A 15756-nucleotide genomic window follows, 5' to 3' on the forward strand; every position below is an offset into this window, starting at 1 on the left:
TCATGGCCCTGGTCGCGCTCTACCGTTCCGGTCCGCTCAGGCAGCGGATCGCCAAGGGATACAGCGTGTACGTCCCCGAGAACGGCCCCGGACGGGGTGCCGCGGAGCTGGTCGCCGCGCTGCTGGCCAATCCTCCGCTGCTCCCCGCGGGCCCGTCCGGCGGGCCGTACTGCCTGCGAGGAAGCGCGCGCGTCTCCGCCGCGCTGTGGATCGACACCGGTCGCGTCTCGCTGCACGACCGGGCATCCCGGGCCCACACGGCGGGAGCTCTGGCCGCGTCCGTCGCCCAGGTCGCGGCCGAGGTCCACCGCCGGGGCGGCCTGCTCCTGCCCACCGGCTGGCAGCAGCAGCCCGACCCCACCGCCGGGCTCTGCGCCGACCTGCACTCCGCCGAGGTGCTGAGCCCGGTCCAGCGCGAGCTGCTCACCAATCTCGTACGAGAACACACCGCGCCCCTCATCGCCCTGACCGGCCGCCAGTTGTACGGCCCCGGCGGCGTCGCACCCGGCGGCTCGGCCCGGCTCTCCCGTTCGTTCGACCAGGTCAGCACCCGCTACCTCGACTCCTGCTCGCCGGAGCACCTGGAGCGGGTACGCACCAGGCTGCGCCAGGAGGAGCGGGTCGGCCGCCTGGAGGCCATGGACGTCAGTCCGCTCGGGGTGCCGGAGGCGGGCGCCGACGGCGATGTCACGCTGCGGCTGTTCGACGCCCAGGTCACCGTCGCCGCCACGGTGGCCCACGCGCTGCTCGTGCAGGCCCTGTCCATGTGGTCACGCGACCTGGAACGCACGGGACGGCGGGTACGTCAGGTGCCGCAGTCCCTGGTCGAGCAGAACCGCGCCCGGGCCGTCGCGCACGGCCTCGCCGCCGAACTCCGCGTCGATCAGGGCAAGCGCGTCGAGGGGCCGCCGAGGACACAGCCCGCCGGCCGCGCGGTGCGGGCGCTGCTGGGCGAGCTGCTCCCCTATTTCCGTCAGCTGGACGCCACCGTCGATGAACTGGCCCCGCTGTTCATCGGTGTGGAGCTGGCCGAGTCGGCGGCCGCCTCCGGCTTCGTACGCAACGAGAACGACCTGCTGACCCGCTGGCACACCGACGATCGGACCGCCCTCGCCCCCGAACGCCTCACCCAGGGCCTGGGCACGCCCGACTGGCTGACCACGGACCATCTCAGCGCGGCGAACCGGGCACTGAAACCCGGCAGTTGGGCAGCCGCCCGCATCTGGCTCACGGATCGCGTCACTGAGCCCGCGCCGCAGCGGGACCAGAAGCCGCACCAGAAGCCGCACCAGAAGGCGCACCAGAAGCCACATCAGAAGCAAGGGCCACGGAAGAACGAGAAGCCGGAGTCGCGCCACAAGCCGCACCGCCCGGCACCCCTCACCGCCGACCAGCTCCTCGACCGCATCGCCGAACCCGACATCCCCGCCCCCGAAGTCCTGGACGCCCTCCGCTCCTACTGCCGCACCGGCGGCGCCCTCGACCTGACCCGGCCGCTGCGCTCCCGTGGCCGTGACGAGGCGCGGGCGTTGCGGCGGGTGCTGCGGCCGCAGGCCGGGCAGCGGGTCCGGTGCGAGGAGCCGCTGTCGTCGTGGGACGACACCGCGGCGGCCGGCGCCGTACGCACCGCGGGCGAGCGGGGTGTGGCGCTGCTGCACTGGGACCTGCCCGCGCAGGACCGCGCCAAGGTACGCGACGCACTGCGCAGGATGGGCCGGGCGCCCGGCGGTGTACGGCACATCCTGCTGACCGACACGGCCTACACCGCCCGCGAGGACGAGAAGCGCGGAACGGTCGAGGTACTGCTCGTGGCTCCGCGTGAGGAGGCCGACCGATGACCCTGCCCACCCAGGCCGCCCCGGTCGTACCCGTCACCCTCGACCTGCGGGACTTCCGGCGCGTCCCCCGGTCGACGGACGAGTGCGTGGCGCTGTGGGAGCGCCTCGAACCGGCCGTCCTGACCCTCGACCCCCTGGCCGGGCCCCGAGTGCGCTTCGACCTGGGCGACGAGGGCGAGGTCGGCGTCTGGTTCCTGGACCCCGCCGCCGCACCGCGCCCGCTCGGCCCGGCCACGCACTTCGCGATCCGGGGGGTCCTGGAGCCCCCCGAGATCCGGAACACCTGCACCACCTGTCGGGCGGCACACACCACCACCTACGCGCCCTACAAGTGCCCCGGCTGTGACGAGGGCCAGCGCATCGGCCGGGTCTGTGAGGCGCACGCCGTCTTCCTGGACGGCAGCCTGCGCGCCTCCTGTGTGAGCCACACGCCCGCGTGCCGGTGCGGCACGAAGGCCGTCGCCTACTGCGGCGGCCCGCGCTGCCGTACCCGCAAGGCCTGGTGCGAGGCGCATCTGCGCCGCCACCCCGGTGACCCCACCGTCGCCTACTGCGAGGACTGCTACGCCGAGCGCTTCCCGGCGTGCGAGCAGGAGCGCTGCACCGGCTCCGGCTACATCCGCTGCGAACACCGCACGCTGTCGGCGATGAAGCCGTGCGGCCGCCGTATCTGCGCCGACCACGCCCGGCGCTGGCAGGTCTACGGCTCCTACAACCGAGGCCTCGCCCTGTGCACCCGGCACCACCAGCAGCTCTCCTCGACGCCGCCCGAGGGCCTGATCGACATCATCCTGGCCGGCACCGTGGCCCGCAGCGGCCGCGGCAGGTCGGCGACCCGTCGCCGGGTGCCGTTGCCGCGCATCAGCATCGTGCGGCACATCCTGATCAACACCCGCAGGACCGTGCTCGACATGGAGGCCGTCGACCGCCTCTTCACCACCCTCGAACAGGGCCTGCGCGCCCGCACCCCGCGCGACACGAACCTCTCGACCGCCCTGGAGCTGCTCGCCGGGCACCGCGCCTCACGACGCGAGGACGTCGAACGCTTCCGGCAGCAACACGTCGAGGGACGCGGCCACTTCGACCGCCTGGTACAGGAACTGCGCCGCGGCGGCCGGCACGAACTCGCCGCCGCGGTGCAGTTCTCCGACTTCCGGCCGCGCAGCGGGATCCTGTTCGTCAAGGTGCCGGAGCACCTCCAGGGCCTCTTCAAGGGGAAGGGCGGTTCGGCCGTCAAACAACTGGAGCAACGCGTGGGCGTGAAGATCAAAGTGGAGCAGGGATGACTGCCTTCAAGCTCTCGGCGGCCGACACCCGCCTGGTCACGGCGACCGGCCCGGGCCTGGTCGCCGACAACCGGCTCGCCGTCTCCCCGTCCCGGCTGACGGAGGAGTCGGCGGGCGTCCTGCAGGTGCACGACACCGGTGGCACCCGCTCGGTGGCGGTACGACTCCTGCCCGCGTCCGGCGTTCCCGCCGACGTGGTCGTGGCCCCCGCCGCCCTGGTCCAGGAGCACCGCGTCACGCCCGAGGAGGGCTGGGAGCTCGGCTCGGCGGACGCCCTCACCCCCGCCGTACTCGAACTCGAACTCCCCCCGGGCCCGTCCCTCGACGAAGCGACGACCATTCTGCAGGGCTCCCCGCTCCTCAGCGGCCACGTCTTCGCGCACGGCTTCGAGGCGTCCCCCGACGTCTGGGTCGACGCCTCCGGCACCCTCTTCCGGGTACGCCAGGCCCTCGACCACGGCGGCCAGGCGCTCCGCGGCCTCCTGCGCGTCGGCCCGGAGACCCGGCTGACCCTCTTCGCGCCGGGCGAGCGCAGCGGCGTGGACATCGTGGTGCTGGCGGACTGCAGCGGCTCGATGAGCATCGAGGACATTCCCGCCACGGCCGGCGACGAGGGCAACTGGCTCAGCCGTCTGCGCACCAGCACCAGCCGCACCACGATCTCCCGGATGCACGCCCTCAAGGACGCGCTCGGCGCCATGATCGACGCCCGGATGCGCTACGACGGCGTGGGCACCCGTTTCGCCCTGGTCCGCTTCGACCACGACCACGAACCGATGTTCCCCAGCCGCTGGGGCATGGAGGAGGTCTCGGACCCCCATTCCGTCCAGCGACTGCGCGAGGCCGTGTCCCTGCTCAACTACCGCCAGTCCGGTACGGACATCGGCAAGGCGCTGCACAAGGCCGGTGAACTCCTCCACCGCTACGGCGTCCCCGGCAACGAGCGCCTCGTCGTCCTGGTCAGCGACGGCGCGCACTTCGCGCCGCTCCCCGACGAACGCAGCGGCGAGTCCGTCTCCGGCACCCAGGACCCGGTGTCGCTCATGGAGGACCTGCACGCGGGCCTGGGCATCCGCCTGCACGCGGTCGGCATCAGCGACGAGGCCCTGTTCGACCGCTGGTGGCAGTCCCAGCGGCACCACCCCGGCTGGACCCCGCAGGCCCACGAGAGCATGGTGCCCAACCACCGCATGCTGGGCGAGCTGGTGACGGTCGCGGGCGGCGACCGGCAGCGCATCGGCGGCCTGGACGTCCTGGAGAAGTACTTCGCCGAGCTGGGCAGCGGAGTCGTACGAGCCGTGGGCCGTCCGGCCCGCCCCCGCCTGCCCGCGCTCCAGCTCACCCCCGAACAACTGGCGGCCGAGCCCCAGCGCCGCGCCGCCACCGACCCCCGGCAGCGGCGCACCTGGGAGGCATCGGTGGAAGAGGCCCTGGTCGCCTACAGCAGGGTCTGCGATGCGTCCCGGGCCCGCCTCGGCTACCAGCTGCTCCGCTCCTCACCGCTCGACGACTTGGCCCGCCTGCGCCGCCAGTGCGCCGACCGCGCCGACTTCACGGCCTGGCTGTCGGTGGCGTACCAGGTCTTCAACGAGCGCCTGCACGGACCGCTGCGCATCCCCAAGAAGGATCCCGCGAAGGTACTGGACCTGCCCCAGCTCGCGGCCCCCTTCTGGGACGGCCGCATGTCGCAGCTTCACGAACTGCGCAACTTCTACCACCACGACCGCGACATGGAGGAACGCGCCGAGCGGAACCGCATCGCGGGCGGCATCATCCACAAGCACACGGGCAGTTACGCCCCACTGGAGGACGACGCCGACGCCTGGCACGCCCTGCAACTCGGCCTGGTCCGCGACCTGGCGGCCCTGCTCAACGAGGCGCACGCGATACTCAACGCCGCCCCCGACCCGGAGCCGGCCGCACCGGAGGACCCGGCACCCGCCGCGCAGGGCAGCCCGGCCGCCGCAGGGGGGATCCGCATCAAATCGCAGGGCTACGACTGATCCCGAACTCGCACCACACCACCTTGCCGAGTTCACGCTCGCCCACGCCCCACTTGTCACTCAGCGCGGCCACGAGCAGCAGCCCCCGCCCGCCCTCGTCGGCCTCGTCGGCAACCCGCGGCACACCGTCCCCGCTGTCGTGCACTTCGACCCGCAGTACGTCCCCGTCGTACCGCACGCGCAACAGGAAGCCCCGCCCCGGCGGTACGCCGTGCAGCAGGGCGTTGGTGGCCAGCTCACTGACGCACACGGCCACGTCCTCGGCCCGCTCCCACTGGGCAAGCCCCCAGTACGTGAGGGACCACGACGTGAACTGCCGGGCGGCGGGCACGGACCGGCGGTGGCGGGCGTAGAACTGATCGCGCTGGTAGGGGAGTTCAACTTCGACATTCACGGGACGAATGTCGCGCAGAGTCACTAGCGTTGATCAGTGTGTGAGACCGTACAGATTCTCTGTACGGCTTCACACGGGGTCGCGCACGGGCACGCGTGGGGAGTTGAACATCATGAACGCCAAGAAGCCGCCGCGGAAGAAGAACCTGACGGCCATGAAGATGCTCGGCGCACAGCTCAGCGCCGGCCGCCGCGCGGCTGGTTTCACCCAGCGCTCACTGGCCGAGATCGCCAACGTCGACGAGGAGACCATCGCCTCGATCGAACAGGGCAGACGCCGACTCACTCCGGACCTCGCCGTCCACTTGGACCAAGTGCTGGATCTGAAGGGCCTGTTGGAGGCGGGCGTCGACAACCTCCCGGAGATCGACCAGTTCCCGATGTGGGCGGAGCTGTACATCCAGCATGAGCAGGAGGCCATTGCGTTGTCGTGGTACGACGCCTTGGTGGTGCCCGGGCTGCTCCAGACCGAGGCGCACGTCCGCGCGCTGCTCGGCGGCCGCATCCCGCCGTACGACCCGGACGAGTTGGAGACGAAGATCGAGGCCCGCCTGAGGCGCCAGGAGATCCTGCACCGCAAGGTTCCACCGACCCTCAGCTTCGTGGTCTGGGAGCCGGCACTGCTCACGCCGACCGGCGGCCCCAAAACGCACCGCGCCCAACTGCGGGTCCTGCGCGAGCAGTCAGAACTCCCGGGCTTGTCCTTCCAGATCCTGCCGCTGAACCGCACGTCACACGCAGGAGACGCGGGTTCGTTCACTCTGCTGGAGACACCCGACCATCAGCACCTCGCCTACACCGAGTCGCAGCGCGGCAGCCAGTGGGTCTCCGACCCAAATGAGGTGTCCATCCTGTCGCGCAAGTATGCGATGCTGCGGACGCAGGCCCTCACCATCGAGGACTCCAGGAGCCTGCTGGACCGTCTGCTAGGAGAGCAATGAGCGCCGCACACCAGTGGTTCAAGTCGTCCTACAGCAGCAGCGAAGGCGGGCAATGCCTGGAAGTCGCCTACACCTGGCGCAAGTCCAGCTACAGCGGCGACGAAGGCGGCGCATGCCTGGAAGTCGCCGCCTGCCCCCACACCATCCACATCCGCGACTCCAAGAACCCGGCAGCCGACAGCCCCACCCTCCACGTCACCCCCGCCACCTGGACGGCGTTCACAAAGTTCGCCGCCCGCTGAACGCCGAAAGCCGCCCGGAGGAACCGGGCGGCCAGGGCTTGTGCGTCCGTGCGTCAGGCCTGGGCCGGAGCGAACTTCGGGTTCTCGCCGTACTTGTTGGCGCCCGTCTCGCCGTCGAGGCAGAGGAAGACCAGCAGCACGATGGAGCCGACGAGCGGAACGATCCCGATGAGGATCCACCAGCCCGTACGACCGGTGTCGTGGAGCCGCCGTACGGTGACGCCCAGGCTGGGCAGCAGGAGCCCGACGGCCAGAATGAGGCTGAGGATCTGCGAGCCGAGGACGGTGGCGTCGACGATCGCCAGCACGATGGCGATGATCATGTAGAACAGCGTGTACATCCAGTATTCCTTGCGACGCGCACGCCCGCTGAACACCGCGTACTTCTTGACGACTTCGACGAACCAGTGCATTGCATCCCCCCAGGGATCGATGTACGGAAGCCTCACCGATCGGATCCGGCCAGACGCAGACCGTACGTAGCTGACGCGGTCCCGTCAACGCGATAGATACGCCCTGCTCAGCCCGCTGGCCGACGCCGACCGCGCACTCCGGACGACGAGCAGCCGTCGTTTTCCGGACACATCCCACCAACATCACCGGCCACGGCACCCAGTAGCCACCGAACCGTGTGCGATCCGTTGCCGCTCCTACGCCGCTTCGAGGCTGGAACGATCTCGAACCGTTGCCTGACCGCCCCGCCCCGGCACTCCGCTCCAGGCCCGTTGTCAGTGGCCACCTCTACAGTCACCGACATGGCGACTCTTCCGAACCCGCTGCCCACGTTGGCGACCGACCCGAGCGGCCGTTCCCTCGGTCTCACGCTCCAGCCCGGGACACTGATCGATGTCACGGGCGAAGGCCGCTGGCACGAGCCGCTGCTGTGGCACGCCGAGCAGCCCGCGACCCCCGGTGACTGGATGGCGTTGGCACCGGCCCGCCGCACCGCGGGCCTGCTACCGCTGCTCATAGACGTCGGCGGCGGCCAGGGCGGCCCAGAGGCCTGGGAACTGGCGCCCGGCGAGACCTCGTACCCCGGAGATCACGACCCCGAAGAGGTACTGGCCGAGTACTGGGAGGACACGGAGGACGACGACTGGCCGGGCCTGGCACCCGAACCCCAACCAGAAGCCGCCTCCCCCGACGCCGACACCCTGGCCACGGAGATAGCCGACCACCTCCTCACGGACGGAACCTGGCTCAAGGAACCCCGCGTCGCCCTCGTCCCCGCCCGCCGCAGCGCGGACATCCCGGCGGCGATCGGCTGGTCGGGCCCCGTGAACCACGAGGACGACGTGGCGCGCCTGTGCGCGGTACTACGCTCCTGGGAGGACCGCTTCGGCATACGCGTCGTCGCCCTCACCTTCGACCAGCTGATCCTCTCGGTCGCGGCACCGCCCACCACCCCCGCCGAAGCGCAGGCGGTGGCGGTCGAGCACTACGCGTTCTGCCCCGACAACATCAACCAGAGCAGCACACCGTCCCTCGATGCCTACGCCGAGCAACTGATGGACCTGGAAATCTGGTCCTTCTGGTGGGACTGAGCCACCGGCCCGCACGGCCTGCCAGGAATGAGGACGACACCGTGAGCGACAAGGCACGGAAACTGTTCGAGGCGCTCGACCTCGACGAGAACGGGACCCTGACCCGCGAAGAGGTGATCATCGCCCTGCGGACGAAGGGCCCCACCCTCGCCGCCTCGGGGCTGCTGCCGTTCTGGGGCCTGGGAGACGCCGACGCCTCCTCCGCGCTGTTCGACGCGGCCGACCAGAACGGGGACGCCGTACTGACCCTGGAGGAGTTCTCGGCGGTGGTGGACCGCCGGTTCGGCTGGCGCTGACATCTCGCCCAGCTGGTGCGAGGCTGGAGTCAGGAGCAGTCCGAGTCAGCTCGGGAGGCCCGATGGGACGCGACGTCCCGGCGGTGGTCTTCACCCGGGAGGACCGCCGCCGGTACCGGATCAAGGTGCAGAGGTGCCTCGACGCGTTCGCGCTGATGCTGCGCGAGGCGCGCTTCGAATCCGGGCGGCCGCAGGTGGGGCTGGAGATCGAGCTGAACCTGGTCGACGATCACGCCGAGCCGGCGATGCGCAACAGCGACGTACTGGAGGCGATCGCGGACCCGGCGTGGTCGACGGAGCTGGGCCGGTTCAACCTGGAGATCAACGTCCCGCCCCGCCGGCTGACCGAGGGCGGCCCCGACTCCTGGGAGTCCGAGGTCCGCGCCGCGCTCAACCACGCCGACGAACGCGCCAGGTCGGTCGGCGCGCACCTGATCATGATCGGCATCCTCCCCACCCTCCGACAGCAGGACGTCGGCGAGTGCGCACTGTCCGAGAACCCGCGCTACCGGCTGCTCAACGACCAGGTCTTCGCGGCCCGGGGCGAGGACCTCCACATCGAGGTGGACGGCGTCGACCGGCTGCGGACCTACGCCGACACGATCACGCCGGAAGCGGCGTGCACCAGCACGCAGTTCCACCTCCAGGTCTCCCCGGAGGAGTTCCCCGGCTACTGGAACGCGGCACAGGCGATCGCCGGCATCCAGGTCGCACTGGCCGCGAACTCACCGTTCCTCTTCGGCAAGGAACTGTGGCACGAGACCCGCATCCCCCTCTTCGAACAGGCAACCGACACCCGCCCGCAGGAGATCAAGGTGCAGGGCGTGCGGCCCCGGGTCTGGTTCGGGGAGCGATGGATCAACAGCGTCTTCGACCTCTTCGAGGAGAACATCCGCTACTTCCCGGCACTCCTCCCGCTGTGCGACGAGCAGGATCCCCTGGAGACGCTGGAGCAGGGCGACATCCCCGAACTGGGTGAACTGACCCTGCACAACGGCACGATCTACCGCTGGAACCGCCCGGTCTACGCCATCGCCCACGACAAGCCGCACGTCCGGGTGGAGAACCGCGTCCTGCCCGCCGGCCCGACCGTCGCCGACACTCTCGCCAACGGCGCCTTCTACTACGGCCTCACCCGCGCCCTGGTGGAGGAGGAACGCCCGGTGTGGTCCCGGATGTCCTTCGCGGCGGCCGAGGACAACCTGCACACGGCGGCCCGCCACGGCATGGACGCGCTGCTGTACTGGCCCGGCATGGGCGAGGTCCCCGCCCCCGAACTGGTCCTGCGGCGCCTGCTCCCCCTCGCCCACCGGGGCCTGGAGCACTCCGGCATGGACGAGGCCTGGCGAGAACCCCTGCTCGGCATCATCGAACAGCGCTGCGTCACGGCCCGCAACGGAGCGGTCTGGCAGAAGGAGATGTTCCACCAGGCAACCGCATCCGCCCCCGGCCGCCACGAGGCCCTGCGCCGCATGACGCAGCAGTACATCGACTACATGCACCTCAACGCCCCGGCCCACACCTGGCCGGTCGACTGACGGGAGCCCGGCCGTCAGGGAGATGCCGTCACGGGGACGGTGGCCGAGTACTGGACGGTGCCGAAGGCGGAGACCTTGGCCAGCGCCCACCAGGCGCCGCCGCGGTCGCTGGTGTCGCCGGGGCGGTGCGTCACGGCGTAGTGGAGTTCCGTCACGGCTCTCGGGGACACGGTGAATCCCTGGATCCGGGGCCTGATCGCGACGGCGTCGCCGGGGGCGCCCCACGTGCCGTACGGGCTGATGATGCGGGCCTCACCGCGGACTTCGCTCAGCGCGTGGCCGGTCAGGCGCAGGACGAGGCGATCGGGCGCGGGGTGGGAGAGGTCGATGCCGAAGGGAGCGACCTCTGAGCCTCCCCCGACGGCGACGGGCAGCGCGTCCTCCAGGATCTGGCCGATACCGTCGAGGATGCGGGCCGCCACGAAGTACGTGCCCGGTGCCGCACCCTTCTCCGGCCGCACGGTGATGTCGAACTCCGCGAACTCGCCCGGAGCCAGGTCGTACCGGAGTGGCGCGTGCGCTGCCGCGGTGAGGCCCGCCGGGACGCACAGGGAGACAGTGCCCCTGGCCGGGAGGACGGAGGTCGCGACGGTGATGCGTACGGTTTCCGCGGCTCCCGCTGAAGACGCCTCGCTCTTCGTGCTGCCCGCGGGCTCGCCGGCCTCCCCCGCCTCAGCGCCCTCGCCGAGCCGTTCGGTGCGCTCCAGGCGGAGGCTGACCGGGAGATGACCGAGGGGGGCCGGGCCTGTGTTGTGCAGCCAGTAGCGGGTGAAGACGGGCTGGACGGGTTCGCGGGCCGGGCCGCCGCCATCGGGTTCCGATGTGGGCCGGTCCGACCGGGACGGGGCCGGGTCGGAGGCGGACAGGCCCGAGCGGCCGGACAGGCCGGGGCGGGCCGCGATCGTCGCGACGTCCGCCGCCGCCAGGCCGATGCTCAGCGAACCGTCCTCGTCGGCGGTCAGCGGTCGTACCGTGCGCTGTTCCAGCAGGTCCGTGGCCTCACCGGCCGTGAACCCGCCGGGTCCGCCGTGCAGGCGGACCCGCGCGGTCACCGGCCGGCCCTCCGACTCGTACAGGCGCATGACCAGGCCGTCGGTGGCGGGGTCGGTGTCGCCGGGGAGGCCGGAGGCCATGGGGTTGCCGCGCGGCTTGAGCGCGGAGAGCACGACGTTCGCCGGTTCGACGGTCAGGAGGGAGGTGCGGGGCGGGAGTTCGCCGTCGGAGGGAGTGGTGGGCAGGGCGAGCAGGGGATGGTTCGCCTCGCGTCCGGCGCGTACGAAGCCTGCCCGGCGCCAGCCGCCCGGTCCGGCGACGAGGCTGTAGTGGAAGTCGTGCGTCCAGTGCTGGAGGGCGAAGCTGCTGCCGTCGGGGGCGGTGCGGCGCGGGCCGTCGAGCCAGACGCCGCTGGGCCAGTCGGTGCAGGAACGCATGAGGGAGAGGTAGAGGGTGCCGTCGGTGGTGGCGACGGAACCGGGGGTGCCGTGATTGACCAGGGCGGCGGAATAGTCGTCGGCGGGTTCGGCCGTGGTGGGCAGGCCGCCGGGTACGGGGACGTCGATCACCGCGTCGGAGAGGTCGGCGGTGAGGGCGTCGGTGTCGCTGACGATCAGTACCGGGAGATCGCGCGGGCCGCGCAGGTCGGCGCCGGGCACCCAGGCTTCGCGGCGGGTACGGGCCGCGGGCACGAAGACGCGGCCGTGTGTGGCGAGGGCCGCCCGGTAGGCGGCTTCGTCCGCTCCGGTGGCGGCCAGGACGCGTTCGGCGAAGGCGTTGTCAGTGCCGGGTGCCACTCTGATGTCGGGGAGGTTGGAGTCCGCGTCGAGAGACCCGTGGCGCGGGCCGTCCGGGCGTGTGCAGGTTGCGGTCACGCCCTGGGCCACGAGAGCGGCGAGGAGGGGGCGTACATCATGGTGTTCGGGGGTGATCACTTCGGCGACGCCGATGGCGTGCGACAGCGTGCTGCGCCCGCTGCCGTCACCGGTGGCGGAGTCGGCCGAGTCGGCCGGATGCAGGGCGATGCGGGCGGTCGTGGAGAGCCCGGCCCAGGTGTGTGCGGGGTTGTCCAGCGTCCACAGGTGCTCGGCGGTGTCGGTCTCCGGGAAGCCGAAAGGCCGCCCGATCGCGGCGAATCCGACCTCGGAGACCGGCAGGGTGCCGGGCAGGTCGAGGTCGAAGCGGACCCGCAGCAGCCTGTCCTCACCGATGGAGCCGTCCACGCGGGTACGGAAGTCGATGCGGGAGCTGCCCTGGAGGAGGGTGGCCGTCTGTGTGAACCGCAGGGTGTCCAGGCGCACTTCGGTGGTGATCCGCGCGCCGACGGCGGAGCGCTCGACGCGTACGGAGGTGGCGGGCCGGGCGCCGGTGCCCGTGCCGGGCCCCTTGGGGAGCAGATGCCAGGGGCCCTCGCCCCAGACGGGGTGGGTCGTGTACTCGTCCTGCAGGGTCAGTTCGCCGCCGAGGCCGCCCGGGCGGAGGAGTTCGCGGCCGGTGCGCAGATCGGAGATGCGGCTCAGCGCACCGCCGCGGTCGGGGTCGGCCTCGATCCGGAAGATCTCGTTCTCGATGGCGGTGGCGTCCGCGACGAGGGCCCAGCCGGTGGTAGCCGGTTCGGGTTCGACCAGCTGGTAGACGCGGTGGCCGAGCGAGGGTACGCCCCGGGCGAGGAAGGAGAGAGCGGAGCCTTCGGTGACCGAGGGCACAGGCCGCCCGGCCTCGTCCCGGACCTCTGCGCCTGCCGCACCGTCCACGGTGACGAGCCCGTCCCGTTCCCAGGAGAGGGTGTTCGCGACCAGCAGGGGCCGCCCCGACGTGTGCGCGCTGCCGCGGGTGTCGGTGCGGGCGGCGAGCTGCCCCAGCGCGTCCGTCCGCACCCTGTCGCCGAGTTCGTACGCCTCACGCCAGTTGTCGGCGAGATCGAGATAGACCTGGTCGGACTCGGTGCCCGTGACGGCGTCGTGGTGCGCACCATAGGCGAGGAGGCGCCACGCCTTGTCGAGTGCCTCGCTGGGGAAGCGCTCGCCGAAGAGGCTTGCGAGGGCGGCGAGCCGTTCCCCGTCGAGTACGGCCGTCTCGGCGGCCCGCTGCGCCTGCTTCGTGTCGATGTACGAGACGTCCTTGCCGGTGAAGACCGGGTTCATGTCACGGGTCTGCGGCGTGATCACGCTCGTCGTACGCGAGCGGGACGGGGACTCCGCCTCACGCCGCACGGCCGCGAAGAAGTCCCGCGGCAGGCCCATCGTGAAGCGTGGCCAGACATAGCGCTTGGCCCACTCCCGGTGGATCTCGGTGCACCAGCGCGACGGCACGTTGTGGTCGTGGCCCACCGGCAGCATCACATTGCGCGTGGCGGCGACCTTCTTCAACTGCGCGTACTGGTCATACGCGGCCACCATCGCGGCCTCGAGCGAGTCGGTCCGGTGGATGGCCCAGCCGGCGGTGTAGTGAGCGCCCATGTAGTGGGTGAGGACGCCGCGACCGCTGGGCGCGATCCACTCGAACTCGCTGGGGAACTGCATCCGCGCGATGTCCCCGGTATGCCCGATGGGCCCGGAGTTGTGGAAGGGGCCGCGCGCCCAGGCGCTGGAGTCGAGTCCGGCGTCGGCCATGATCCCGGGGTGCGCCGGGTCGTGACCGAACACGTCGAGCAGCCACCCGGAACGCGGATCACCGCCGAGTACGTCCCGCTGGTAGCCGATGCCGTAGACGGTGTTGCGGATCGTCGACTCGGGGTGGGTGAGGTTGGTGTTGGGCTCGTTGTAGCTGCCGCCGACCAGTTCGATCCGGTCGTCGCGCAGGAAGCGGCGCAGGTCGGCCCGGTCGCGTGGGAAGGCGTCCCAGTGCGGCTTGAGATAGTCGATCTCCGCGAGCACGAAGCGGTAGTCGTCGTCGTGCCGGGCCGAGTCGAGGTGGGCACGTACGAGGTCGAAGGCGCTGCGCACATGGGGCGGGCGGAGCCGGTCCACCCAGGGCAGATCGGGGAGTTCGTGGCGGACTTCGGTGAAGCCTGCCTGGGTGTTCCACCAGACCGGGTCGTAGTGGAAGTGGGAGACCATCCACATGGTCCAGCCGGTTTCCTCGGCCGTGACGGTCGCCTCGGCGGTGCAGCGGTGGGCGCCGGAGTCCTCGGCGGTCTCGGCGATCGTGGTGACCCGGTGCAGCGATCCGGCGGGGGCCGGGGCCGAGAAGACGACCCCGACCTCGGCGACGGCCTCCCGTCCCGACCCGGGTGCGGCGATCAGCGCCGGTTCCGGCGTGCTGACCGTCGGCCCTTCGACCCGGACCCGTACGCGGCCGGTCCCGCCCTGCAGGGTCACACGTACGACCTGGCGGGGGGACTGCTGCGTACCGACGAAGAGGTCGGTGGACCGGACGTCGCTGATCCGCATGCTGGCGTGGGCCTTTCGGTGTCTGTACGGGCTGATCGAAGGCGGCTGGTCACCGGTCGTACGTCACGGGCGGTGTGCCCTGCGGCTGGTGCGTCCTGTGGGGGTCCGTGGGGTGCCCACGGCGAGGGTGCGTCCGGGCGACGGGCTACAGCAGAGCGCGGGCCAGTTCGACGGCACCCTCGACGGGCGGCACACGCAGCGGGTGCAGTCGGGTGCCGGGGAGCTCCCGGCCGAGCGCGTCATCGAGTGCACTGTAGAGGGCGGCCTGGTTCAGGATGACTCCGCCGGCCACGACGACGTCGTCCACGGCGGCCCCGCGGTCGGCGAGCCGTGTCACGAGCGCGGCCAGCGCCCGCCCTCCCGCGGCGATCACATCGTGGGCGAGGCCGGAGCCGGCTGCGGCGGCGCTGAAAACGGCGTCGGCGTGCCGGCCCCAGTCCGCCGAGACGTCGGACGCGGACTCCAGCGCCGCGCCGATCGCCGGGACTTCGCCCACCCCGAAGGCCGCGAGCAGCTGGCGGGCGAGGGGATCGGGAGGATCGCCCCGGTCGTGCGCGGCGCAGACGGCACGTGCCGCCTCGCGCACGGTCCCGGCCGAGCTGCCCTCGTCGCCGAGGACGGCGCCCCAGCCCCCGACCCGGACCAGCGTCCCGTCGGCGAGATGCCCGACGGCGACGGAGCCGGTGCCCGCCACCAGACCGACGCCCTGCTTGAGGCCGAGGGCGGGGACGAGGAGTTCGGCGTCGTTGACGATGCGCCGGGGCACATCGAGATGGGCGCCGAGCGCCTGGTGGAGGAGGGCGCCCTGGCGCGGGGATTCGCAGCCGTGCGCCCCGACGGCGACGGATGCGGGCCTGGCCCCCGCGGGCAGGGCCTCCCGGACGAGCCCGGCGAGCCACTGCGCGGCCTCACCGGGATCGTGCGGCCGCCAGCCGCTGCTCGGACGGACGGTGTCGACGACGACGTCCGTGCCCGAGCAGGCGCGGAGATGGGTCTTCGTGCCACCCACGTCGATGGCGACGACGAGTGGGACGAGTGGTGCGGGGCCGCCCTGCATGGACCCGGTGGAGTCATGCACGGACCCCGTGGAGTCCTGCGCGGATGGTGTGGAGTCCTGCACGGAGCCTCTTTCGCCTTGTTCGCATCGCAGCAGCCGCCTGGGACATGCTGCGCACGGCGGGCGAACCGTGACAGGGTCAACTGTTCTACGGACGAGGATGGTCGGTCGGGAGGCCCCGGGACGGACCTCGGTGAGCGTGGCGGGCGTACGCCACGGGTTCGTTAGGAACT

12 protein-coding genes are annotated in these 15756 nt (G+C 71.6%); 8 read left to right on the top strand and 4 right to left on the bottom strand.

Annotated features, from left to right (window positions below; all coding sequences use genetic code 11):
• Positions 1-2: 2 nt before the first annotated feature.
• Genes HJD23_RS17065 through HJD23_RS17075 form a run of 3 tightly spaced genes read left to right on the top strand, consistent with a single transcriptional unit; the run spans position 3 to position 5127 of the window.
• Complete coding sequence (locus HJD23_RS17065; RefSeq protein ID WP_171112647.1) at positions 3-1838, top strand: hypothetical protein; 1836 nt, start codon at positions 3-5, stop codon at positions 1836-1838.
• Positions 1835-3124 (top strand): hypothetical protein, encoded by a 1290-nt coding sequence (locus HJD23_RS17070; protein WP_171112648.1) that lies wholly within the window; start codon positions 1835-1837, stop codon positions 3122-3124. Before HJD23_RS17065 ends, HJD23_RS17070 begins: the two co-directional genes overlap by 4 nt.
• Entirely contained in the window at positions 3121-5127 is a 2007-nt protein-coding gene (locus HJD23_RS17075) for a vWA domain-containing protein (protein ID WP_171112650.1), read from the top strand. Before HJD23_RS17070 ends, HJD23_RS17075 begins: the two co-directional genes overlap by 4 nt.
• Here the strand turns inward: HJD23_RS17075 and HJD23_RS17080 are convergent.
• Entirely contained in the window at positions 5105-5521 is a 417-nt protein-coding gene (locus HJD23_RS17080; RefSeq protein ID WP_171112652.1) for an ATP-binding protein, read from the bottom strand. The genes HJD23_RS17075 and HJD23_RS17080 overlap by 23 nt on opposite strands.
• Positions 5522-5633: 112 nt before the next feature.
• Between HJD23_RS17080 and HJD23_RS17085 the strand changes: the two genes are divergently transcribed.
• Together HJD23_RS17085 and HJD23_RS17090 are read left to right on the top strand one after the other, a co-directional pair.
• On the top strand, positions 5634-6461 hold the full coding sequence (locus HJD23_RS17085) for a helix-turn-helix transcriptional regulator (RefSeq protein WP_171112654.1): 828 nt from the start codon (positions 5634-5636) through the stop codon (positions 6459-6461).
• Positions 6458-6703, top strand: a complete 246-nt coding sequence (locus tag HJD23_RS17090) for a DUF397 domain-containing protein (RefSeq protein WP_171112656.1) — start codon at positions 6458-6460, stop codon at positions 6701-6703. Before HJD23_RS17085 ends, HJD23_RS17090 begins: the two co-directional genes overlap by 4 nt.
• A 53-nt stretch (positions 6704-6756) precedes the next feature.
• Here the strand turns inward: HJD23_RS17090 and HJD23_RS17095 are convergent, their stop codons facing one another.
• On the bottom strand, positions 6757-7116 hold the full coding sequence (locus tag HJD23_RS17095) for a DUF805 domain-containing protein (protein WP_171112657.1): 360 nt from the start codon (positions 7114-7116) through the stop codon (positions 6757-6759).
• 342 nt (positions 7117-7458) lie between these two features.
• Between HJD23_RS17095 and HJD23_RS17100 the strand changes: the two genes are divergently transcribed.
• From HJD23_RS17100 to HJD23_RS17110, 3 genes are all read left to right on the top strand, one after another.
• Positions 7459-8247 (top strand): DUF4253 domain-containing protein, encoded by a 789-nt coding sequence (locus HJD23_RS17100; RefSeq protein WP_171112659.1) that lies wholly within the window; start codon positions 7459-7461, stop codon positions 8245-8247.
• A gap of 41 nt (positions 8248-8288) precedes the next feature.
• A complete protein-coding gene (locus HJD23_RS17105) occupies positions 8289-8543 on the top strand; it encodes an EF-hand domain-containing protein (protein WP_171112661.1) in 255 nt (84 codons plus the stop codon).
• A 62-nt stretch (positions 8544-8605) separates the two neighbouring features.
• Entirely contained in the window at positions 8606-10081 is a 1476-nt protein-coding gene (locus HJD23_RS17110; RefSeq protein WP_171112662.1) for a glutamate-cysteine ligase family protein, read from the top strand.
• 14 nt (positions 10082-10095) lie between these two features.
• Here the strand turns inward: HJD23_RS17110 and HJD23_RS17115 are convergent, their stop codons facing one another.
• A complete protein-coding gene (locus HJD23_RS17115) occupies positions 10096-14466 on the bottom strand; it encodes a glycoside hydrolase family 38 C-terminal domain-containing protein (protein ID WP_171112664.1) in 4371 nt (1456 codons plus the stop codon).
• A gap of 145 nt (positions 14467-14611) precedes the next feature.
• A complete protein-coding gene (locus tag HJD23_RS17120) occupies positions 14612-15523 on the bottom strand; it encodes a BadF/BadG/BcrA/BcrD ATPase family protein (protein ID WP_171118598.1) in 912 nt (303 codons plus the stop codon).
• Positions 15524-15756: the final 233 nt, after the last annotated feature.

It is taken from the genome of Streptomyces sp. Z423-1 (assembly GCF_013009255.1).
Classification (GTDB): Bacteria; Actinomycetota; Actinomycetes; order Streptomycetales; family Streptomycetaceae; genus Streptomyces; species Streptomyces gossypiisoli.